The organism is Pseudobacteroides cellulosolvens ATCC 35603 = DSM 2933 (genome assembly GCF_001262605.1).
Lineage (GTDB): Bacteria > Bacillota > Clostridia > Acetivibrionales > DSM-2933 > Pseudobacteroides > Pseudobacteroides cellulosolvens.
In genome coordinates, this window is sequence record NZ_LGTC01000001.1 from 4361345 (window position 1) to 4384842 (window position 23498).

At 35.6% G+C, this 23498-nt stretch carries 21 protein-coding genes and 1 tRNA gene; 5 read left to right on the forward strand and 17 right to left on the reverse strand.

Annotated features, from left to right (window positions below):
* The first annotated feature begins 227 nt into the window (after positions 1-227).
* Both Bccel_RS17840 and Bccel_RS17845 read left to right on the forward strand, forming a co-directional pair.
* The gene (locus Bccel_RS17840) at positions 228-2375 is read left to right on the forward strand and encodes a methyl-accepting chemotaxis protein (RefSeq protein ID WP_036938790.1); all 2148 of its coding nucleotides are present in this window, start codon (positions 228-230) and stop codon (positions 2373-2375) included.
* A gap of 258 nt (positions 2376-2633) precedes the next feature.
* Complete coding sequence (locus tag Bccel_RS17845) at positions 2634-4787, forward strand: methyl-accepting chemotaxis protein (RefSeq protein WP_036938792.1); 2154 nt, start codon at positions 2634-2636, stop codon at positions 4785-4787.
* Between the two features lie 68 nt (positions 4788-4855).
* Here Bccel_RS17845 and Bccel_RS17850 read toward each other — a convergent pair whose 3' ends face one another.
* The 4 genes from Bccel_RS17850 to fba form a co-directional block, all read right to left on the reverse strand.
* Positions 4856-5857 (reverse strand): acyl-CoA dehydratase activase, encoded by a 1002-nt coding sequence (locus Bccel_RS17850; protein ID WP_036938794.1) that lies wholly within the window; start codon positions 5855-5857, stop codon positions 4856-4858.
* Positions 5826-6941, reverse strand: a complete 1116-nt coding sequence (locus Bccel_RS17855) for a CoA protein activase (protein WP_036938797.1) — start codon at positions 6939-6941, stop codon at positions 5826-5828. Before Bccel_RS17855 ends, Bccel_RS17850 begins: the two co-directional genes overlap by 32 nt.
* Complete coding sequence (locus Bccel_RS17860; RefSeq protein ID WP_036938800.1) at positions 6913-7908, reverse strand: acyl-CoA dehydratase activase-related protein; 996 nt, start codon at positions 7906-7908, stop codon at positions 6913-6915. Before Bccel_RS17860 ends, Bccel_RS17855 begins: the two co-directional genes overlap by 29 nt.
* 205 nt (positions 7909-8113) lie before the next feature.
* Positions 8114-9043, reverse strand: a complete 930-nt coding sequence (fba, locus tag Bccel_RS17865; RefSeq protein WP_036938802.1) for a class II fructose-1,6-bisphosphate aldolase — start codon at positions 9041-9043, stop codon at positions 8114-8116.
* Between the two features lie 347 nt (positions 9044-9390).
* Between fba and Bccel_RS17870 the strand changes: the two genes are divergently transcribed.
* Positions 9391-10632: a 6-phosphofructokinase gene (locus Bccel_RS17870; protein ID WP_036938804.1), complete on the forward strand. Its 1242-nt coding sequence runs from the start codon at positions 9391-9393 to the stop codon at positions 10630-10632.
* A 248-nt stretch (positions 10633-10880) separates the two neighbouring features.
* Here Bccel_RS17870 and Bccel_RS17875 read toward each other — a convergent pair whose 3' ends face one another.
* From Bccel_RS17875 to Bccel_RS17890, 4 genes are read right to left on the reverse strand one after another with little or no spacing between them, the layout of a single operon-like run.
* Positions 10881-11240 (reverse strand): zinc-ribbon domain-containing protein, encoded by a 360-nt coding sequence (locus Bccel_RS17875; protein ID WP_036938807.1) that lies wholly within the window; start codon positions 11238-11240, stop codon positions 10881-10883.
* A 43-nt stretch (positions 11241-11283) separates the two neighbouring features.
* Complete coding sequence (locus tag Bccel_RS17880; protein WP_036938810.1) at positions 11284-11892, reverse strand: flavin reductase family protein; 609 nt, start codon at positions 11890-11892, stop codon at positions 11284-11286.
* 41 nt (positions 11893-11933) lie between these two features.
* Complete coding sequence (locus Bccel_RS17885; protein WP_036938812.1) at positions 11934-12473, reverse strand: nitroreductase family protein; 540 nt, start codon at positions 12471-12473, stop codon at positions 11934-11936.
* 36 nt (positions 12474-12509) lie between these two features.
* Positions 12510-13196, reverse strand: a complete 687-nt coding sequence (locus Bccel_RS17890; RefSeq protein WP_036938814.1) for a 4Fe-4S double cluster binding domain-containing protein — start codon at positions 13194-13196, stop codon at positions 12510-12512.
* A gap of 227 nt (positions 13197-13423) precedes the next feature.
* Between Bccel_RS17890 and Bccel_RS17895 the strand changes: the two genes are divergently transcribed.
* Positions 13424-13966: a DUF4364 family protein gene (locus Bccel_RS17895; RefSeq protein ID WP_036938817.1), complete on the forward strand. Its 543-nt coding sequence runs from the start codon at positions 13424-13426 to the stop codon at positions 13964-13966.
* A 39-nt stretch (positions 13967-14005) separates the two neighbouring features.
* Here Bccel_RS17895 and Bccel_RS17900 read toward each other — a convergent pair whose 3' ends face one another.
* From Bccel_RS17900 to pdxA, 9 genes are all read right to left on the reverse strand, one after another.
* On the reverse strand, positions 14006-14302 hold the full coding sequence (locus Bccel_RS17900; RefSeq protein ID WP_036938819.1) for a hypothetical protein: 297 nt from the start codon (positions 14300-14302) through the stop codon (positions 14006-14008).
* Positions 14303-14491: 189 nt separating this feature from the next.
* The gene (gene yhbY / locus Bccel_RS17905; protein WP_036938824.1) at positions 14492-14782 is read right to left on the reverse strand and encodes a ribosome assembly RNA-binding protein YhbY; all 291 of its coding nucleotides are present in this window, start codon (positions 14780-14782) and stop codon (positions 14492-14494) included.
* Positions 14783-15067: 285 nt separating this feature from the next.
* On the reverse strand, positions 15068-16342 hold the full coding sequence (obgE, locus tag Bccel_RS17910; protein WP_036938827.1) for a GTPase ObgE: 1275 nt from the start codon (positions 16340-16342) through the stop codon (positions 15068-15070).
* 188 nt (positions 16343-16530) lie between these two features.
* Positions 16531-16809, reverse strand: coding sequence for a 50S ribosomal protein L27 (gene rpmA, locus Bccel_RS17915; protein WP_036938829.1), 279 nt, complete (start codon positions 16807-16809; stop codon positions 16531-16533).
* Between the two features lie 2 nt (positions 16810-16811).
* A complete protein-coding gene (locus tag Bccel_RS17920; RefSeq protein ID WP_036938832.1) occupies positions 16812-17171 on the reverse strand; it encodes a ribosomal-processing cysteine protease Prp in 360 nt (119 codons plus the stop codon).
* Positions 17172-17198: 27 nt separating this feature from the next.
* On the reverse strand, positions 17199-17510 hold the full coding sequence (gene rplU / locus Bccel_RS17925; protein WP_036938834.1) for a 50S ribosomal protein L21: 312 nt from the start codon (positions 17508-17510) through the stop codon (positions 17199-17201).
* 95 nt (positions 17511-17605) lie between these two features.
* Positions 17606-19099 carry an Rne/Rng family ribonuclease gene (locus Bccel_RS17930; RefSeq protein WP_036938837.1) on the reverse strand — a complete coding sequence of 498 codons (1494 nt, stop codon included), beginning with the start codon at positions 19097-19099 and terminating at the stop codon, positions 17606-17608.
* Positions 19100-19118: 19 nt separating this feature from the next.
* Positions 19119-21779 carry a TIGR03960 family B12-binding radical SAM protein gene (locus Bccel_RS17940; protein WP_152966042.1) on the reverse strand — a complete coding sequence of 887 codons (2661 nt, stop codon included), beginning with the start codon at positions 21777-21779 and terminating at the stop codon, positions 19119-19121.
* 178 nt (positions 21780-21957) lie between these two features.
* Entirely contained in the window at positions 21958-22956 is a 999-nt protein-coding gene (pdxA, locus tag Bccel_RS17945; protein ID WP_036938857.1) for a 4-hydroxythreonine-4-phosphate dehydrogenase PdxA, read from the reverse strand.
* 170 nt (positions 22957-23126) lie between these two features.
* On the opposite strand from pdxA, the gene Bccel_RS17950 reads away from it, so the two are divergent.
* Positions 23127-23199 (forward strand) — tRNA-Pro (locus Bccel_RS17950).
* Positions 23200-23498: the final 299 nt, after the last annotated feature.

Here is a 23498-nt window from a genome sequence, read left to right on the forward strand (position 1 = left end):
AAAATATACTTGACAGTTTTTATATATACTAAAGTATTATTAATCTTAACCATAATTTCTCGTAATTGATACAATGGCACAGTTCTTCATTTGGAAAATACTAATTCTTAATTATTATGTTGAAATGCCGATAAATAATTATATATTACCTATGTTTGAATGTTTTAAGAACAACAGGTATATGTTCTCTCGTTATCCAAACTTTATATTAGTAAAGGAGCATTTTTATGAAATTCTATAAACTCAAAAAAATATCTCAATTAGCTTTCTTACAACATTTAAAAAAAGCACCATATAACGTCGCAAAATACTCAAGATATATTGGAATTCAAAAAAGGCTTCTCACATTTTTTATTCTGCTCTCAAGTATCCCTTTGCTAAGCATCGCTATACTTAGCTATACCAAATCCAGCTCAGCAGTTCAGTCAAAGACTGAGTCCTATTCCAGCGAAATCATGTCACAGTTTTCAAGAAATGTTAAAAATATTTTGTTTTTCATCGAATCCGGTTGTAATGAAGTTATGAAAACTACAGAGTTCATGGAAGCAATAAAGCAGTATGACCAAGGCGGAATACCTATTATGGATACATCAGTAATAATAAATCCAATTTTAAATAACAAGTTCTCCCCAACAGTAATAGAAGGCTGTGAAGGAGCAATATACTTAACCAAGGGCGAAATAGTAGGAACTACTTCAAGCTATCAGACCGGCAGTGAATTTATGACTATGTTGAAAGATTTTGAATCTATGGCAAAAAACGCAAACGGAAAGTATACGTGGCTTATGAAGAAGGGTGAAAGAACTTCCCAGAATTATATCCTGTCATTTGTTGAAGTATATCATGAACTTACAAACGATCCCTTAGGTACTATTATAGTTTTTTTAAATGAATCCTTCATTGGAAGTATATATGGCTCAACCTATATAGATGGTTCTAAAGATATATTTGTTGTTGATACATCAGGAACAATAATTTCCAGTAAGAATAAGAATGATTTGAAAATAAATACCCAATATTCCAACAAAACATTTGTTAATGCTATTAAAAGTTCTCTAGAGTCCAACAAAACTGATCCAGCCAAAGACAATCAACCGAAAAAGGGATATACATACATATCTGAAAATGGTAAAGAGCATTTGTTTTCATATTCTCAAGTGCCTGGTTTAAATTGGTTTGCTGTATCTACTATTCCATTATCCTTTATACAAAGTGAATCATTGGCCATAAGAACAACCATTATTTATGTAAGCTTAATTATTTTCATTCTGGCTGTAATTATTTCATTTTTAATTGCCGTTAGCATTTCAAATCCTTTGTATAAACTTGGGGACCTTATGAAGAAGGCAAAAGAGGGTGATCTTGTTATTTCCATCAATGACAACTTTAATGACGAAATATCCACCTTAAGTAATAACTTTAATGAAATGGTATCAAATATAAGAAACCTCATTGCGAAGGTAAACACTTCCTCAACGCAAGTTCTGTCAAGTGCTGAAAAGCTCAGTAAAATGTCTCATACTTATTATACCTCCTCAGAACAGATTGCAATCAGTATGGATGAAATTGCTAAAGGTGCCTCTAACCAGGCTTCAAACAATTATAAATCACTTGGGTATCTAACTACATTATCAAATGATATTGAGAAAGTAGACTCGGATATGAAAACTGTCTCCGGGATCATACATGACACTAAATATTTAAGTCAAAATGCGATAAAATCGGTAAAATCACTAAATGAAAAATCTATCCAAACCAACAAGGTATCAGAAGATATAGTAACTCAAATCAATTCCTTCTATGCTGATATGAAACAAATACAAAACATTGTAAAATTTATTGACAATATTTCCGAAGAAACTAATCTGCTATCATTAAATGCAGCTATCGAAGCAGCTCGAGCAGGCGAAGCAGGAAGAGGATTTGCAGTAGTTGCCGATCAGGTTAAGAAGCTTGCCAATCAAACAAAAGAATCATTAACATCAATAAGCAATTCAATCCAGAACATTCAATCCAAGGCAGACTTAGCATTTATGTCTGCAAATAAAACCCAAGAAATTGTAAGCGATCAAATGAATGCAGTTAATGAAACAGATGATTCATTTAAAGCAATTTTTAATTCAATGGAAAACATTAGTAAGTATATGAAAGAATTTGAGGTATCTGTAAATTATATACTAGATTCCAGTACTAAGACGTTAGAAGCAATAAATAACATCTCATCGGTATCACAAGAAACTGCTGCATCTGTTGAAGAAATAAGTGCAACGACCCAACAGCAAATTGAGGGTATAAGTGAAGTATCATCCCAGTCAAAACTATTAAGACAAATGGCACAAGAGCTTAATGATTCAATTTCACACTTTAAAATTTAATCTTATAAATTAAACATATTCTTGTAATAAAGCCAAAGGTAGTTTTTTTAAATAAAATTTCCTTTGGCTTTATATTTGGTAACTTTTAGCATGCTTTTATCTTAACTTAACGCTAAAGTACTTTATATTGTTAGCCGATAAAATATTATGAAAACTACTTACAGCTTCTTTTTACTCTTATCATCTATTTACTTACCATCGGGGGATTCAAAATATTAATAAAATTTATGAAAACGGTCATAGAAAAGGGGTATCTTTATGAGTATTATCAGGAAATTTGTATCAAATTACAAAAAGCCCTTGTTGGAACTACTAGTGATTTGCAAAAAATTACCAGATAAAATAGCACAGTTATCCAGGTATGTAAGGATCCAAAAAAGGCTTCTGGTATTTTTTATTCTTTTAACCAGTGTACCATTGATTAGTATTGGCATACTGAGCTACAGCAAGTCCAGTTCCGCCGTTGAATCCAAGACACAATCCTACTCCAGTGAGATTATGTCACAGTTCAGCCAAAATGTTAAGAACATGCTGTTTTTCATTGAATCCAGTGGAAGGGAATTTATGAGAAGCGAAGATTTTATAGAGCTTCTAAACAAATACGATGGGGGTGAACTTCCAGAAAATGAACTAACCTATCAAATAGACCCCCTTATAGTACAAAAATTTTCACCCTCTGTTATGGATGGCTGTGAAGGAGCAATATACATTTCTAAAGGCCGTTATTTAGCAGGTGCTTCTGCATATCATGTAAGCATGGATTTTGAAAACAACGCAAAAGAATTTGAATCCATTGCATCACAAGCTAAAGGCAAATATGTTTGGATGATGAAAAAGGGATCAAAGACCTCACAAAATTATATAGTCTCAGTTGTAGAATTATATAACGAACTTACAAACACTACTTTAGGTACCCTTGTGGTATTTTTTAACGAAGCATTTATAGGAAATATATATAAATCTATAAACATCGATGGTTCCAAGGATATATTCCTGGTAGATACTTCTGGAACAGTTATTTCCAGTAAAAATACCGAAAGCATCAAGATAAATACCAAGTATACCAATGAAAATTTAATAAAACATCTAAATAATACTTTGAATGAAAAGAATGCTTCCAAAAATAATGCTGTAAAAAAAGGACACCTATACTTAAAAGATGACGGCAAAGAGTTTTTAAATACCTTTGCCCAGGTTCCCGACTCAAACTGGTTTGTTGTTGCTACTATACCGACAGCCTTTATACAAAGCGAATCAGTAGCAATAAGAACCACCATATTCTATGTAAGCTTAATACTTTTTATACTAGCCATTATAATATCAATATTTATAGCCATAAGTATTTCAAGTCCTTTAAGAAAGCTTGAAAGTCTTATGCAAAAAGCAACAGAAGGTAATCTTAATATTTCAATCACTGATAACTACAAGGATGAAATTTCAAACCTGAGCAATAACTTTAATAATATGATTACAAATATAAGGATGCTTGTAACTAAGGTAAACACTTCTTCAAACCAGGTTTTATCCAGTGCAGAAAAGCTTAGCAATATGTCATATACATATTATACTTCATCTGAGCAAATCGCCGTCAGCATGGATGAAATAGCCAAGGGTGCTACTGACCAGGCTGCCAATAACTATAAGTCCCTTGAATATGTCACTGAATTGTCTGATGATATAAAAAAAGTAGGCAACGACATGAAAACTGTTACTGAAATTATTTACAGCACAAAACATTTAAGTCAAAATGCACTTGAAACTGTAAAAGCTCTTACAAACATATCTGCTCAGACAAGCAAGGTATCAGAAGACATCGTACAACAAATAAAATCATTTTACACTGATATGAAAGAAATAGAAAAGATTGTTAAATTTATAGGCAATATCTCTGAACAGACCAATCTGCTTTCTTTAAATGCAGCCATTGAGGCAGCTAGAGCAGGTGATGCAGGAAAGGGATTTGCAGTTGTTGCTGAAGAAGTTAGAAAACTTGCTGACAAGACTAAGGAATCTCTAACGTCAATAAATAACTCTATACAGAATATTCAATTAAAGGCAGAAACCACATTCAGCTCTGCGAATAAAACACAGGAAATAGTAGTAGAGCAATTAAATGCAGTTAACGAAACAGACAATTCGTTTAAGGAAATATTCAGATCAATGGAAAACATAAGCGACTTTACAAGAGAATTTGAGGTATCGGTAAACAAAATTCTCCAATCAAGTGTTAAGACTCTTGAGACAATAAATAATATTTCTACAGTTTCACAGGAAACTGCTGCTACAATAGAAGAAATAACTGCAACAACACAGCAGCAAATTGAAGGTATCAGTGAAGTATCCTCTCAATCAAAGCTGCTTAATGATATGGCACAAGAGCTTAACAAATCAATTTCACACTTTAAAGTTTAGTTTAGTAAAAAGAGCCAAAGACACCTTTGGCTCTTTGCTTTCCTGTCAAAGTATTATCTATAAATGCCCTAAGTTACTACCAGGCTTAACTGCTCACTTTCCTTGTACTGTGCAGACCATTTGCCGCATCTGTCACCCCAGCTTGCTAAAACAGTATCGTTTGATGAAATCTTGATGAGTTCACACATATTAGAGCAGTCATTACATTCCATGCTGGTTACAGTAAAGTCCCTTTTAGAGATATCAAATCCACCAAAGCTTGTTTCATACTCTTTTTGATGCATTTTTTCCCTAGCCATCAATGCTGCTCCAAATGCACCCATAACATCATAATATTGTGGAATTATGATCTTTGTCTTCAATTCCTTTTCAAATGCTGCCACTATTCCCTGATTTGCAGCCACTCCACCCTGAAAAACAAATGGCTCAAGTAATTCTTTGCCTTTTGCAAGATTGTTGATATAATTTCTTACCAATGCTTCACAGAGCCCGCTGATTATATCTTCAACGCTATGTCCAGCCTGCTGCTTGTGGATCATATCAGACTCTGCAAATACAGCACACCTTCCGGCGATTCTTACCGGAGAGCTGGAATTTAGTGCATGTTTTCCAAATTCCTCAATTGGTATATCCAGCCTTGCTGCCTGCCTATCCAGAAAAGATCCTGTTCCTGCTGCACATACTGTATTCATTGCAAAGTCATAAACAACACCGTTTCTTACAAGTATTATTTTTGAATCCTGACCACCTATCTCCAGTATAGTCTTTACATCAGGCACAAGCTTTAACGCTGCAATTGCATGGGAGGTTATTTCATTTTTCACTATATCACATCCAACTACAACCCTGGCCAAATGCCTGCCACTCCCGGTTGCACCAACACCCATTATATTAACTGAATCTCCCAATGAGTCATTTAACATATTTATTCCTGTTCTCATAGCTTTTATGGGTTGTCCACCAGTCTTTAGATATAGCTTTTCAATCACATAGCCATCTTCATCTATCACAACAAGATTTGTACTCACAGAGCCTACATCAATTCCAAGATAACATCCCTTTTCCTTCAAATGAATCTATCTCCCTTCTTCTTTTAAGCAAATCTACAAATGCTTCAATTCGAGTCATATAGCCTGCTTCCCCAGTCATTTCATCAATTATGAGTGACATGATGGGTATTTTAAAATCCCTTTCAATAGATGGCAAAATACTCTCCGATACAATCTCAGGCATACATCCAAGAGGAAATATCTGAACAATTCCGTCAAAACCATCCTTGGCAAACAGCACAGAATTCCCTATGGTTTCCTGGGAATGTCCTCCTATCATTGCACCCAAGTATGGCTTTGCAGCTTTCTTATATCTCTCATCACCTTTTAGATGCAATGCTTTTTTAAGCATATGATCGATTATCCATCCGCTAACGGTAACAGGTCTTGTGACCTCTATACCTTCATTTCCAAGCCTTGATTCTATAAAAAGATTTGTATAGGGATCGTTAGTTGTATATATCTCACCTACAATTCCCACCCTTATGGGGTTTATTGTCTTGTCCGTTTCAATATTCAAAAGCTCATTCGTCGTATCATCAATATGCTTTTTGATGTTCTTTGATCCATCTATTTTAAGAACATTATAAAGAAAAGACTTATAAATTTTATCAGTCATTCCCTTACGTATTTCCCTAGGTCTTATTTTAAAAGTAAGCTTTTCCAGTTCATCTACCCTTTTTGAAATCTCAACTGTATTTTTTACTGCCTTTAATATTTTATATATATTTAATCCGCCTGCAATTTCTCTTATGTTGTTAATAAGTTTACTGTAATCATTGCCGGGTATATCCAGTGTTATTACCTTCATATCCGTCCCTTGGTCCTTCAATATTTCCCTGTGCATCTCACAATAATAGCCAAATCTGCAGGGTCCGCACCCTCCTGTCATCAATATTGAATCCGCACCCATTTCATGTGCCTGTAAAAAGTTGCCCAGATTTATTTTAAGAGGAAGGCAGGCCAATTCCGGGGCAAGCTTAGTACCTATTTCCAATGCCTTTTTATTATTAAAAGGAGGAATTACATATTTAACTCCCAGATCATCCAGCATAGCCTTAACCGGAATATATGTATTACCCATATGCGGAAATGTCAACTTCATTATTTTCCCTCCACCTTATCATATCAATGAATGCCTCCAACCGGGTGTCAAGTCCCGCTTCACCCGAGTGTTCGTCAATTGTTACGTATATAAACGGTATGTCGGTGTTCCGCCTAACCGTTCTTTCCGCCAAATCACCAATAAACGCATCTATACCGCATCCGAACGACATAAGATATATTATTCCTTTAATATCACTTCTTTCTTCTATCATGTGCATTACTGAGCCCAAGGCTTTTCGTCCGAAGTTCCAGAAAACCCTTTTGTTAAGCTTTGCAGCATGATGACTTACTATATCATCGCTTATCATCTCCTGTGTGATAATATTGACTCCATGTGTTCTCAGCTTCTTGAACAAATTCATATTTATATAGCTGTCATAAAGGTTGTATGGATGCCCGATTACAGCTATATTTATAATACCGCTGTCCTTCACAACAAATAAGTTACTCTTTCTATTCTTTTCATCCTCAGGCATAAATCCTTTTTTTATGTCCTCATTGTAGTCATTGAATTTATCCAACGCAGCCCTATATGCTCTTCTTATAAGCTTTTCATCATCTACTATGAAGCTTCCTATTTTAATAATACTGTCAAGTTCATTATTTTCATCTTTTCTACAGTTTATTTCCACATCAATTATTTCCGGCAATCCCTTTATGGTATTTTTAATCATATCCGGCAATCCACCGAATTTGGGACATACATACTCACCCTTAGAAATGCTTGTAAGCCTTGGAATAAACAAAAAATCAACCTTATCTTTGATTTCCAGTACATGTCCATGAAACAATTTAACCGGTACACAGGCTTCATCAACACATATTCTTACACCGTTATCCAAAACCTTTTTAGTTGTGCTTTGTGAGGTTACAACCTCAGCTCCCAACTCTTCAAAAAATGTATTCCACAAAGGATACATTTGATAATAAAACAGACTTTTTGGGATACCCACTTTTATTGACATTATCCATAACACCTCGGTACATATTATTTACTTAATGGAATTTTTTATTCATTAAGGAATTGTTATAGTATATATGTACACCATAATTTCCCGGACACAAAACAAAAAGGCTGCTCTATTTAAAAATAGAACAACCTTTTATTGCTAATTGTTTAACTTTTTTATAAAAATCTATTAATTTCTGTATAGTAAACTTTTTTGAAAATTAAGCTTTTCCGTTACATCCCAATACGTTAACCAGTTTATGCTTAACAACTTCTTTAATCGCTGTTCTAGCTGGTCCTAAGTATTGTCTTGGGTCAAAGTGTGATGGATTTTCAGCAAAATACTTTCTGATTGTAGCAGTCATAGCAAGTCTTAAGTCTGAGTCAATGTTTATTTTACAAACAGCCATTTTAGCAGCTTGTCTTAACATATCTTCAGGAACGCCCTTTGCACCAGGCATGCTTCCGCCGAATTTGTTTATTATTTCAACATATTCAGGCATAACTGATGATGCACCGTGTAATACTATTGGGAATCCAGGAAGTCTCTTTTGTACTTCTTCAAGAATATCGAATCTCAATTTAGCTTCGCCTTTAAATTTGAATGCACCATGGCTTGTTCCAATAGCTATAGCTAATGAATCAACTCCAGTTCTCTTAACAAATTCTTCAACTTCGTCAGGATCTGTGAAAGCAGCATCTTTATCGGAAACATTAACTGCATCTTCGATACCTGCTAATCTTCCTAATTCACCTTCAACTGTTACTCCTTTGTCGTGAGCATAATCAACAACCTGTTTAGTCAATTTGATGTTTTCTTCGAATGAATGGTGTGATCCATCTATCATAACTGATGAGAAACCACCATCAATACATGACTTACAAAGTTCAAAAGTATCACCGTGGTCCAAATGTAAAGCTATTGGAAGACCAGTTTCCTGAATTGCAGCTTCTACCAATTTTACAAGGTATGTATGGTTTGCATACTTTCTTGCTCCTGCTGATACCTGAAGTATCAAAGGTGCCTTTTCTTCTTTAGCAGCCTCTGTTATACCCTGGATTATTTCCATATTGTTAACATTGAACGCACCGATTGCATAACCGCCTTCATAGGCTTTTTTAAACATTTCTGTTGTTGTAACTAATGACATATCATCCACTCCTCATAATTTATTATTATTAATATCATTACTCATTGTTAAGTTTTTGTCAGTCCAAATTTAATTTTAACAGATTTATCTTCAAAATCAAGGGTTTATTTAAAATTTAACCATAAAATGCACAATAAATTTGCTTGTATGTTATTTAAATTGTTAAAATACGCCAATATTATTTAGATATAAACCAATTATAAATCAAAATGCATAATAAAAATTATTGCCCAAAGACATAATATATATGTCAAATATAGAATTGCTTTTTAATCTGTCTTATGCTATATTTTAATGTGACCGTGCAAATTAACTAATAATTACATATATTTAAGGAGGTACTCATAATGAGTGAATTGGTAGGTGCAGCTATATTCGGTCAGTCTGGCGGACCGACATCAGTTATAAACGCCAGTGCAGCAGGTGTTATTCAGGAAGCATTAAAGCAGTCATGTATTACTAAAGTTTATGGTGCAGCTCATGGAATTAAGGGAATACTCGACGAAATGTTTTATGATATGAGCCAGGAAGATCCTAAAGAATTGGATCTTTTAAAGACTACTCCATCTTCAGCTTTAGGTTCTGTTCGCTACAAGCTTAAAAGTGCTGAAGAAGATGAAACAGATTACAAGAGACTTGTTGAAGTATTCAAAAAGTACAATATAAAGTATTTCTTCTATAATGGTGGAAATGACTCAATGGATACTTGTAACAAGGTTAGCAAATACATGCAGAAGGTTGGTTATGAGTGTAGAGTTATGGGTGTTCCAAAGACAATAGACAATGACCTTTATGGAACAGACCACTGCCCAGGTTTTGCAAGTGCAGCAAAATATATCGCAACATCTACAATGGAAGTTTATCATGATGCAAGAGTTTATGATACAGGTATGATTACAGTTTTGGAAGTAATGGGAAGAAATGCAGGTTGGTTAACAGCTTCTGCAGCTCTTGCAGCTTACAAAGGAAATGGACCTGACCTTATATACTTGCCTGAAATTCCTTTTAGCATGGAGCAATTCTTAGAAGATACAAACAAAGTATACAAGGAAACAGGAAAAGTTATAATAGCTGTTTCAGAAGGTTGTAGAGATGCAAAAGGTACTTATGTAGCAGAAATGGGTGCCAATCTTGCAAAAGACTCCTTCGGACATGCTCAGTTAGGTGGAACAGCTTCCATACTCGCTAACATAGTTAAAGAAAAAATCGCTAAAAAGGTTAGAGGAATAGAGTTCAGCCTGTTGCAAAGAGCAGCTGCACACGTTGCTTCATTGACTGACGTTAACGAAGCATATCTTGCAGGTCAAATGGCTGTTAAATATGCTATTGAAGGCAAGACTGACTACATGGTAGCTTTTGAAAGAGAAGCAGGACCTGTTTACAAGTGCAACATTAAGCTCTTGAACCTCACAGATGTTGCAAACACTGAAAAGAAAATTCCAAGAGAGTGGATAAACAAAGAAGGTAACGGATTAAACAAGGAATTCATAGACTATGCACTTCCTTTGATCCAGGGAGAATCATGCCCTCCATTAGAAGATGGACTTCCAAGGTTTGCTAAGCTTAAGAAGGTTCTTGCTACAAAATAAGATAATAACAATCAATTGTTGTTTATAAGTATAATAATAGGACAGTGAGTTTGATTGACTCCACTGTCCTATTTTATGTCTAAATTAAAAGTGATAAATCAATTGCATTTTTCTGTCGCAAATCTATTAATATCAATCATTCTTATCGTTTGCCTATCACAAAATAACAAAATATGTTAAAACCGTTCGTTTTAATATAGCTTATGTAGTCGGTAAACAAAATGACAAAGTGATTTTGGAAACAAATATTAATCAGCCTTTGTTCCGCACTTAGAACAGAAAACATCGTCCTTATCGATTTCATTACCGCATCCAGGGCATTTTTTAAGGTCTCTTACATCAATTATCTTTAGCCTTAATTCATCAATGGCTTTGATGCAATTCTCAATCTCTTCGCAGTTGGTCTTTACATCCGAATCTATATCTTTTCCTTCTTTGTACTTATCAAATATAGCACTTCCTATTTCCGCCATGTATCCTTGAATCTTGCTCTCCTCTGATTTGATAGCCATATTGAGCTTTGTTATCTGCACCATATTTCCGGAAGCTTTTATTGCAACCTTTCCTGCACCCGTAATCTTCTTTCCTACGTTATTGATCAATGACATTATAATTACCGCCTTTCATATATATATTTTTTTCATAATAGCCTTATTTCTTTGCAGATTTATTTGAAGTTCTGCGTCTCTTAATGTTCTTTCTTTTTGTTACTGAATAACCAAAATAGCCTAATGATTTTTTAAGGCTCCAGTACTCACCATGAGAGTAACATATAAGCCTGGCTTTTTCAATACACAGCTTTCCCTCATCATTTAATAATTCCTCATCTACATTCACTGCAACAATTTCTGCCAAAAACATATCATGAGATCCTAATTCCAGCACCTGTTTGACTATGCATTCAATATTTACAGGACTCTCCTTTATAAGAGGTACATCAACTACAGATGCTTTTAAGGTATTCAATTTCAGGTGCTTAAATTTATCCATATCTCTGCCCGATTTTACTCCGCAAAAATCTGTAGCAAATGCAAGCTCCTCAGTTGTAAGGTTTACCACAAATTGGCCCTTCTCCTTAATCAAACCATGTGAATACCTCTCCTTTCTTACTGATATGGATAACATGGGCGGGTTGGAGTTGATTGTACCAGCCCATGCTATAGTTATAGCATTGGGTTTCCCATCTTTGTCTGCACATGTTACTAGAACAGCTGGCACAGGATTTAATATTGTTGATGGTTTCCATAATTGTTTAGCCATTTTCGTTTCTCCATTTAGGTATTAAATTTATTGGATATTTTCTAGCCATTCTTAAGCGGTGCTTCCCATGTGTTGTAAAAAACGGTCTGCTCCGGTTTCTTTCTGGTAGAATGCTTTGGTATTTCATTGGCATATCCTAATGGTGTATATGCAATCACTTTTATATTTTCAGGTATGTTTAATATTCCTTTAACAACTCTTTCATCAAACCATCCTACCACACATGTAGACAAATCTTCTGCCATTGCCGCCAACACGAGGTTTTCCATGGCCAAAGCACTATCAAACGCATAGTACTCAATTCCATTTTTAACCCCTGACTCCTTGGGGTTCGCACATAGTACAATAACATATGGTGCTTCAATACACGCCTTTGCAATAACCGGCTGGTTTGAAGCTTTACCCAGTAGATTTTTTTCAACCATACTATCGACTATAATAAATCTCCAGCATTGTTTGTTTCCCCAAGATGGTGCCATGCAGGCAACATCAATAATTTTTTTCACCTTTTCCAGTTCAACTTTGTCACTTTTATAGGATCTTATACTAACCCTGTTGTTAATTGTGTCATAAACGTTCATAGTAATCCCTGCTTCCTCTCTAGAATAATCCCATGCCTATTTAGCAGCTTTCCTGTAGGGGCAAACGTTTATACATATTCCGCAAACCGACCCCCTTCCTATATGCTTGAAATTGCTATTCATATAGGTAGAACAAGCTCTGGCATCGATTACAGCACTGCGGTCCATTCCAATACGCCACTGACTACCTGTTAAAGCGTAAGCAGGACATGCCTTAACACATTTGCTGCACTCACCGCATTGGCTTTCCATAACATCATTTGGGGATTTGAGCTCCAGATCCGTCAATACTGTACCCAATCTGACTGCCGGTCCATAATCCCTGTGTATAAAAAGTCCGTTCTTTCCAATCCAGCCCAATCCGGCTAAAACAGCACCTGTCTTGTGGGGAAATACGCCACTGTAAGGCACTACTGCATCAGGAATAGATTGTGATGCAGGTACTGTATATGCATTATACCCTTTTTCCTGCAAAAATAACATAATCTTTAATGTAAGTTGGTCTATAAAAAAATTAACAGATCTGTAGTGGCTAAAATAGGTAAATGTAGGCTTATTATCAATTTCATCTATAATAGAAGAAGATAACCTTATTCCAACTGTTATAGCATATGGATACTTTTCCAACTGCGGTCCTACCGCAGATGAAACATCTGAGAATCCAACGAAAGTGGCACCAAGGTCCTGAATATAGTTTTCCAATTCTACGGCTGTAATTTTCATGATATCCTTTCTGAACGAAAAGCGATTGGTCCTCTCCATTTGGCGGAGCAAATAACGAACAGTTTAACGAGATTTGCTTAAGACAAATGTAATAGATTTATCACTTTTAATATAGTATAATAATTATAATATAATGAATAATATTTATAATAATTGAAAGCAATAAATTAACTTTCATTGTTCATATTTAATATTAATATAATATCAAACAATGTATGGAGGCATCAATGTATTTTGAAGAAAATCAAGAATTAGCAGAAAAAAAACTAATTTTACTATATGTTATAAATAAAATAAACGTACCGGTTAGCAATACCCAGATTACTAAAATAATTCTTGAAAACAGGTTTATGAATTACTTCTATTTTCAGCAGTTTTTACTTGATCTATGCAAGCAAAACCTTTTACAATCCGAAAGCACAGAGGGAAAGGTATATTTTAGAATTACCGATAAAGGTAGAGAAATATTGAACTATTTCATAAATCACATTCCTTTAGGTGTAAAAAGCAGGATAGATGAAGCTTCATCAAGTATACGAAAAAAGATTAAAAATGAAACCTCTGTAATTTCAGATTTTTCGCCTGAGAATGACAACCAATTTGTAGTGACATGCAAGATAAATGAGGATGATTTTTCACTTATAAACTTAAATATAACTGTTGGAACTAAAAGCGATGCCCGTAAAATTTGTGATAACTTCCAATCATTCCCGCAGGAAATTTACTCGGAAATCATCGAAATACTCATGCAAAATAGAAATAAAGTCTAACTTATGTAATATTAGGGCATTATATACCCTAATATTTCTTCAAAGCTTGGGGCTTTCATCCTCAAGTTCTTTAAAAAATGCACTCTTAATATCATCACCTACATCAATTCCTTTTTCTTCAGCGGCTTTTATTAAATTAATCAACTCATGCCTTAAAAACTCCAATCTGAGTTTGGCAATCTTATACTCGCCATAATCATCTATCCATTTATCTAGAGACGTTTCACAAGATTCATAGACCTTGTATGCTTCTTCAATCTTGTCAATTAATACTGATGATTCAACAGTACCGTTAAAATCTTGCTCTTTGCAACTTTCAAACAACTCTTCACTCATAGCAATTCTCCCATCTTACATTCTTTTTTCAACCCTAGGATATAGCCTGGGACTAACCTCTACTTCTAAAACAAGTACTAAATAATTACTTTTCCAGAATAGTTTATGTTAATTCAATGTATATGGTTCTATATATATTTACTATAATGCTCTATGTTGTTTTTGTTGTTACTTCTGCTTTACATTTATCTATGGCAAGTCAATGACCTTATTTTTAGTTGATTCTTTATATAAAACAAACTTTTTGCCTATAACCTGTACAACATCTGCACCTGTAAGCCTTGCAGCCTCATTACATAATTCCTTGGTATCTTCAAGAGAATTCTTTAAAACCGATACTTTAACAAGCTCTCTTGCTTCTAAGGCATCGTTAAATTGTATAATCATATTGTCGTTTAAACCTCCCTTTCCTATCTGAAAAATAGGTTCAACGTCATTTGCCAATGCCCTTAAAAAGCTTCTTTGTTTTCCTGTTAACATTCCTTGCACTCCTTAATTAATTAAAGTCCGTTAAATCTTTATATACATTAAAAGTAATACATACAAGATTATTAACACTTTTAACATACATATAATTTACTATAGCCGGATTAAAAAAGGATAGAACTACATTCTATCCCCTCACCGTATTCATAACAAAATTACTATTTACTAAATTAAGTATATTTATATAAATATTTTACATCATAGAAATATAACTTGTCCAGTATGATATTAATATTCTATAGTCCTATTTTAGTACTACTTTAGTCCTATTTTTCCATTTTATCTCATATACTCAAATTCCCAGTCATGAACCTTAACAGTATCGCCTTCATTAACGCCCAGCTTCTCCAACTCATCAACGATACCTTTCTTTTTAATGGCTCTTTGAAAATACTGCAGTGATTCATAGTTTCCAAAGTTGGTTGATGCAACCAATTTCTTTATCCACTTGCCCTCCACTATGAAGGTGTTGTTCTCTCTTCTTATCTCAAAAGGCTTTTCTTCCTCTGCAGTGTACACAACTTCAGTTTCTGTTTCAGATATCAGAATACTGTCCGGTATGGTCTTAAGCATTTCTGCAGCAGCATATATGAGATCTTTTATACCCTGTTTTGATGCAGCAGATATGGGGAAAACTCTATACCCAAGGGGCTCTATTGCATCGCGAAACTTTTTCAGGTTATCCTCAGCACCTGTAACATCCATTTTATTTGCTGCCACTATCTGAGGTCTCTCAGAAAGCTGCTGGTTGTATTTCCTTAACTCTTCATTTATTATCTTAAAATCTTCAACAGGATCTCTATACTCTGTTGCTGAAATATCAACTACATGTATAAGTAATTTGGTTCTTTCAACATGCCTTAAAAACTCATGCCCAAGTCCCGTTCCTGCATGGGCACCCTCTATAAGCCCAGGTATGTCGGCAATGACAAAGCTATCAATGCCGGGCATGCTAACAACTCCTAAGTTGGGCTCTATTGTAGTAAAGTGGTAGTCTGCAATCTTGGGTTTAGCCGCCGATACAACAGATAAAAGGGTAGACTTACCTACATTGGGGAAACCTAAAAGCCCTACATCCGCCAAAAGTTTTAACTCAAGCAAAACCCATTTTTCATCTCCCTGATCGCCTGCTTTTGCAAAGCTGGGAATTTGCCTTGTAGGTGTTGCAAAGTGCTGGTTCCCTTTACCTCCCCTGCCGCCCTTGGCTATAATTGCAGTTTGCCCCGGTTTCGTCAGATCAGCAATAATCCTGCCTGTTTCCTCATCTTTAACTACAGTACCCTGAGGTACCTTTACTATAAGATCTTCAGCACTTCTACCTGTGCAGTTTGCAGCTCCTCCATCCTGCCCGGCATCCGCCTTATAATGCCTCTTATATCTAAAATCGGCTAATGTCCTGCTGCCTTCGTCAACAACAAAAACAACATCACCGCCATTACCTCCATCGCCGCCATCAGGCCCTCCCGAAGGCTTATATTTCTCTCTGTGGAAAGATACTACACCGTTTCCGCCGTCACCGGCTTTTATATATATACGTGCACTGTCTATAAACATGGGTTTTCAACTCCTATTACCGACTACAATGAAATAGCAATCAGTTTATTATTCCACAAAACATTATAAAAAATCATGAAATGATTTTTTCAACTTTGATTGTTGTTGTGAGAAATTATGGTATATTCTACACAATAATTCTCTGGATACAAATAAATCCCGGATTAACCGGGATTTTTGTTTTAATATTATGCTTGAACTATACTAACCTGCTTTTTATCTTTGTTAAGTCTTCCGAACTTAACCTTTCCATCTACCAGTGCATAGAGTGTATCATCACTACCGATTCCCACGTTTGTCCCCGGATAAATCTTCGTTCCTCTTTGCCTTACAAGAATGTTTCCTGCAAGTACGAACTGACCGTCACCTCTTTTGACACCAAGTCTTTTAGATTCACTGTCACGTCCGTTTCTGGAGCTACCAACCCCTTTTTTATGGGCGAACAATTGTAAATTAACTCTAATCACATCTACACCTCCTCATCCAAAATCGATACATACCTTCTATATTCAGGTGTTTCTATCAATTGTTTAAATCCTACTGCCATAGTATCAAGGATAACTTTAACGGTTTGTCTCTTTTCAGGATCAATATCACAAGGTAATACACACTTCATATATCCATCTTTTTCAATGAACCGATTAGTGCCATTATCCTCATAAAGCTTGATGCCAGCCAACTCATCCAGGGCATTTATACCCGTATAAGCAATAACCGAAACAGCTGCACACACGATATCCTGTCCATGTTTACCTGATCCCGCATGTCCTTTAATCTCGTATTCCCGGATAAACCCTTCCTTATCCCTGACTATATGAATCTTAACCATAAAATCCTTTTTCAGGACCACAACCTATTAGGCATTGATCTTTTCAATCTGAACCTTTGTGTATGGTTGTCTATGTCCTTGTTTCTTCCTATAACCTTTTTTAGGCTTATATTTGAAAATGATAATTTTCTTATCTTTTCCGTGTGATAAAACCTTACCACTTACAGTTGCATTAGCAACTAACGGACTGCCAAAGCTTACGCCACCTTCTTTTGATACAGCAAGAACCTTATCAAAAGTAACAGCTGCTCCTTCATCTGCAGTAAGCTTTTCAATGAAAACAACATCACCTTCTTGAACCTTGTACTGTTTTCCACCAGTTTCAATAACAGCGTACATTGGAACACCTCCTTAATCCAAAACTCGCCAGCCTGGGCAGCAACCTAATAAAATTGCATTTAATGCCTTTGCCGTGCGGCCACCAAAATATATTATCACAACAGTGAATTGATGTCAATCTCTTTTATCTTTATCTCCTCGTGTTTAACCTCTTTGGATTCCTTAACTACAATCCTTTTATTGAATGTTTTCTCCATCCTTGAAAGTGATTGTCCATCCGCACCTGTAAGAATAGCTGCGACTGAAGGATGAACCTCAACTTGTATTGCATTTGCTATAGTTTGAGTAAAGTATCTGTTTATTTCTTTCTCAACATTTCTAGCGATGGACTCAGGTGACAATATCTTTCCTATACCATCACAGTAAGGGCAGTCGGAATGCATAACCGAGGCAAGCCCTTGCCTTATTTTCTTTCTCGTCATTTCTATGAGCCCTAGCCCGGTCATCCCAACAACAGTAGTCTTTGTCCGGTCTCTTTTCAAAGCCTGCTTCAATGTATCCATAACCTGCTGCTGATGCTGAGGCTCCCTCATATCAATGAAGTCAATGATTATGATGCCTCCAATATCTCTTAGCCTTAACTGTTTTGCTATCTCCTTTGCAGCCTCAAGATTAGTCTTAAGGACGGTATCTTCCAAATTGCTTCCGCCAACGTATTTACCTGTATTAACATCTATAACCGTCAGTGCTTCAGTATGATCCAAAACCAGGTAACCTCCGCACTTTAACCATATTTTCCTGGCAAGTGCTTTGGATATTTTAGGTTCAATTTGGTAATATTCAAAAAGATCGATACTTTTGCTGAAATACTCAACCCGCAATTTAAGTGCAGGGGAAGCCATTTCAACAAGCTCTAAAACCTTTGAGTATTCCTGTCTGTCATTAATTATAAATTTATCCACATTCCATGTAAACAAATCCCTTACTGCCCTGTAAATAAGGCTTATATCCTTATGAATACACCTCGGTGTAGGCCCGCTTCTCTCCTTTTGCTTTATTTTCTCCCAAAGCTTAATGAGGAAGTTCAGATCACTTGATAAGTCTTCAGTACTTTTGCTCTCATATGCCGTCCTTACAATAAGTCCCATTCCTTTAGGCTTGATTTTTTCGGCCATTTTCTTTAGCCTGTTTCGCTCTTCCTCATTCTCAATCCTTCTGGAAATACCTATGTAATCAGCATTAGGCAGCAAAACCAGCTGTCTTCCAGGCAAGGTTATGTGTGTGGTGACCCTTGGCCCCTTGGTTCCAATAGGCTCCTTCGTCACCTGCACAGTAATCTCCTGTCCTGGCCTTAAAAGCTCATCAATATTATATCCCCTTAATTCATGATAGACATCATCGTCTTCTTCTGTAAATTCTTTTTGTGAAACTGCATCTCCTACGTATAAAAATGCATTTTTTTCATACCCTATGTCAATAAAAGCAGCTTGCATACCTGGTAGGACACTGCTTACCTTCCCCCTGTATATGTTACCTACAAGCCTTTCCTGGTGAGGTCGCTCAATGTATATCTCTACAAGCTCCTTATCTTCTAACACTGCTACTCTGTTTTCTTCAAGTCCGATATCTACTATAATCTCATTAACCACATTTCAACCTCCTTAAGCTTCAAGACAAGGCATCTTGACTCATAGGATTTAGTATCCTGCTATCTCTCTCAATATAAAGCCCTGTTCTATGAACTTTTACAAGTTTTAACTCCATATTTGACAATAAATTAAAAGCTGAAATCAATAAATCCGGTTTTAAATTAGACTTGCTTCCGGCACTCAGTTTTGCAGAAATGCAGAATAAATTCTTTACATCGTAGCTTAAAATTCCTGGTTCATATTTATAAAGCCCTTTAATGTAATTAATCATAAAGGGATTAGAAATCAATTCCTCATTGCTTTTTATGTCACTATGATCAGCACCATTTTCCAAATTATATATCATCATAGCCTTAAGACTATGGATCATTGGCCTTATATCCACATCCTTTTTACTCTTCTTACTTTCCTTGCTCACAAATATATTATCCTTGGACATTATATTACTAATGGTACCATTTATAAAATCCATACCATATTTCTTATCGGAAGATACAAGAATTTCATAATCAGCAGCAGCTATAGTCGCCATAATATTGGATTTTGTAGTTTTATCCATTGCATCCATTATCTTTAGTCCATCAGGCAAATTGCCGTTATATTGATTTAAAAATTCACTTGGCTCCATGCTGTATGAAAGTTCAAAGTCCCCATACTCACTTTCACTCGTAACACCGACAGATAAAGGCAATCCAAATACCATATTAGGATGAGGGTTAAAGCCCTGGGAGTATGATATTGGAAGGTTCGACCTTCTTGCTGCCCTTTCAAAAAGCTTCATCATATCAAGATGGGATATATATTTAACCTCTTCCCCACGTACAAACTTAACCCTTATACTATTCAATACAGACTCCTCCCTCAAAAACAGCAGCCCACAGCCAGAACATCCCGTCCTGCAATTGGATGTCAATTCCTCAGCTTTTGCCTTTTCCATTTCATTAATGAAAAAGTCTTTTGAAACGCCAATATCTATGTGATCCCACGGTAGTATCTCATCGTAGCTTCTTTTCCTATTTGCATAAAAATGTACATCTACACCGTTTTCCAAAAAAGCTTCCATCCACGCATCGTACTTAAAATGCTCGCCCCACGCATCAAATTTGCATCCTTTTTCCCAAGCTCTTAACAAAACCTTGCATAAGCGTCTGTCACCTCTGGCAAAAACCGCCTCTAAAAGGCTGAGCTTGGAGTCATGCCAGTTATAGCTTATATATTTATTTTTAATCTTACTTTTTAATGTCTTTTGCTTCTCGGTAAATGTTTCAATGAAATCCTGAGGCTCCCATTGAAATGGTGTAAAGGGCTTAGGTACAAAAGAAGAAGTGCTGATGGTAACATTAAGCCCTTTTCCTCTTTTCTCCTTAGGAACGCTCATATACGCATCCACAACCTTGTTTCCAAGATCAGCAATGCCTTCTACATCTTCCATTGTTTCTGTAGGTAGTCCAATCATAAAATAGAGCTTGACCCCATTCCATCCGCCGCTGAATGCCAGTGTAGCGGATTTTATCAGATCCTCCTCAGTAACTCCCTTATTAATTACGTCCCTAAGCCTCTGAGTTCCTGCCTCCGGAGCAAAGGTAAGTCCGCTTTTTCTAACTTTCTGTGCCTTCTCCATTAAATCAAGAGAAAAAGAATCTATTCTAAGGGATGGCAACGAAAGATTAACCTTTCTCTTTTCCATCTCCTCGATAAGCTTCCCGGTCAAGTCTGGCAAATTGGTATAATCGCTTGTACTTAAGGAAGTAAGGGATATTTCATCGTACCCCGAACTATCTATTAATTTTTTTGCAGTCTCCGATAGTTTTTCAGTGCTTCTTTCCCTGACAGGTCTGTATATAAAACCTGCCTGACAGAATCTGCAGCCTCTAATACAGCCTCTGAAAAGCTCCAGCATAACCCTGTCATGAACTATATCAGTAAATGGAACTATGATTTCTTCTGGGAAAAATGTATTATCCAGATCTTTTATTATTCTTTTCTTTATAACCTCAGGATAATCCTTTTTCTTGGGTATAAACTTTTCAATAGTTCCGTCTTCTTTATATTTTACATCATAAAATGAAGGTACATAAACGCCTTCAATTTTAGAAATTTTTTCTAAATATTCTTGCCTTGAAGCATTTTGATCTTTCCATAAAGAATATGCATCAAGTACATCATGCAAAACCTCTTCGCCCTCACCCAACACAAAAAAGTCTATAAACTCAGCTAAAGGCTCGGGATTGTAAGCACATGGTCCTCCTGCACATACAAATGGATGTTTATTAGTTCTTTCACTGCTTAAAACGGGTATCCCCGAAAGGTCAAGTGCATTTAGTATGTTTGTATAACACATCTCATACTGCAGGGTAAAACCCAATATATCAAAATCTTTAACAGGACTTTTGGTTTCCAATGCAAATAGAGGAATACTCTTTTCCCTCATTTTTGCTTCCATATCAACCCAAGGGACAAATACCCTTTCACAATATGCATCATCCCTTTTATTAATAAGATGATACAATATTTTCATTCCCAAATGTGACATTCCTACTTCATAAACATCTGGAAAACAAAATGCAAAACGTATCTTTATGTTGGAAATATCTTTTTTAATACTGTTCCATTCATTGCCCGTATATCTAGAAGGCTTTTCAACACTTAATAGTATTTCATCACTTATTTTATTTATCATATTATATTCTCCCACTACTTATAATACCCAATATAATGATTTTTAGCAACATAAACTTACTTCAAGGCAAGCAATGGCATATGATTAAGTAATTTTATTGATGTTATGGTATATTGTGTAATAATATGCGAAATATTTAATCATTCCCTTAATTCATTTGTTCCGAAAAATGAACTTTTCATGCAGAGTATTTTTTACCGTAAATTACTGCAAGCCTTATGGCCTCCTCCATACTTACAGAGCTCGCCAGGCCTTTACCCGCAATATCAAAAGCAGTTCCATGATCAACAGATGTTCTTAAGAAAGGGAGTCCGATTGTCAAAGAAATTGTTCTTTCAAAATCAACCATCTTTGTAGCAATATGTCCCTGATCATGATAAAGTGACAGAACAGCATCATACTTACCTTTTAGTGCCAGATAATATACTGAGTCGGCAGCTATAGGCCCTTCTACATCTATTCTCTTATCCCTTAAATACTCTACAGCAGGCTCTATTTCTCTAACTTCTTCATCCCCAAAAAGACCATGTTCACCGCTGTGGGGATTGAGCCCTGCAATGGCAATTTTCTTTCTGTCTACGCCAAGTACTTTTAACGCATTATAAAGTCTCATAACATAATTTATTATTCTGTCTTTCGTAACCAAATCACAAGCTTTTTTTAGTGATACATGCCTGGAAAGAAAAAACACCCTAAGGTTTCCAACCTGAAACATGGTTAGTGGATCATTGGTTGCTGTAAGACCTGCCAGCATTTCAGTATGTCCGATAAAATCTATATTGGCTTTTTTTATTGCTTCCTTATTTATCGGTGCTGTAGCAATAGCTGTGATATGCCCTTCCTTGGCCAACTCAACAGATTTTTCTATTGTCTTGTATGCAGCCCAACCGGCATCGCTTGATACCTGTCCGAACTTAATTCCGCTGATATTAACCCCTTCAATGTCAATAACATCTACAGTACCACAGCAATAGCTTCCTTTTTCAGCATCAGTAACAACATTGATGTTTAGCCCCGACTTAACGATTGCGTCAGCTCTATTTAAAATCTCCGCATTTCCTATCACCAAAGGCTTGCATATGCAATATAATTCACTGTTTTTCATTGCTTTTAAAACTATTTCAGGTCCTATGCCTGCCGGATCTCCCATTGTTATACCGATAACTGGTCTATTCATACTAATTCTCCTTCCAAAACATCTCTATAGTCATTCCTTACTTAAATATTAGCAATTTATATAATAATTGCAATATTTTCTTTTTACCATTAAAATATTCTTGAGATTTCTTGCTAAATACTTTATAATATATAATGTCTTTTAAAAATCAATTAATTTTTATAATAAATCGGGGTGTGGCTCAGGTGGTAGAGCGCTTGGTTCGGGACCAAGAAGCCGGAGGTTCGAGTCCTCTCACTCCGACTCGTTGTAAATAAGCAGTTTCAAGATTATTGACTAATTATATTTTCTCTTTCTTAGCTTATATACACCTTATTTACACCTTGAAAGAAAAAAGCTCCTCATTGTGATAAACAGTTTTATCTTTTTAACTGTCTGCCTCACGGGAAGCACATCACAATCAGGAACTTAATATTCACGATTAAATATAAACCTTACATAAAGAAATCCACATAATAACTTTTTGAGATAGGCTGGAAGGTGGTTATAGTAGCTTATTTTTTAATATCACACTTTTGCTTCATTATGAAATGACAATCAAG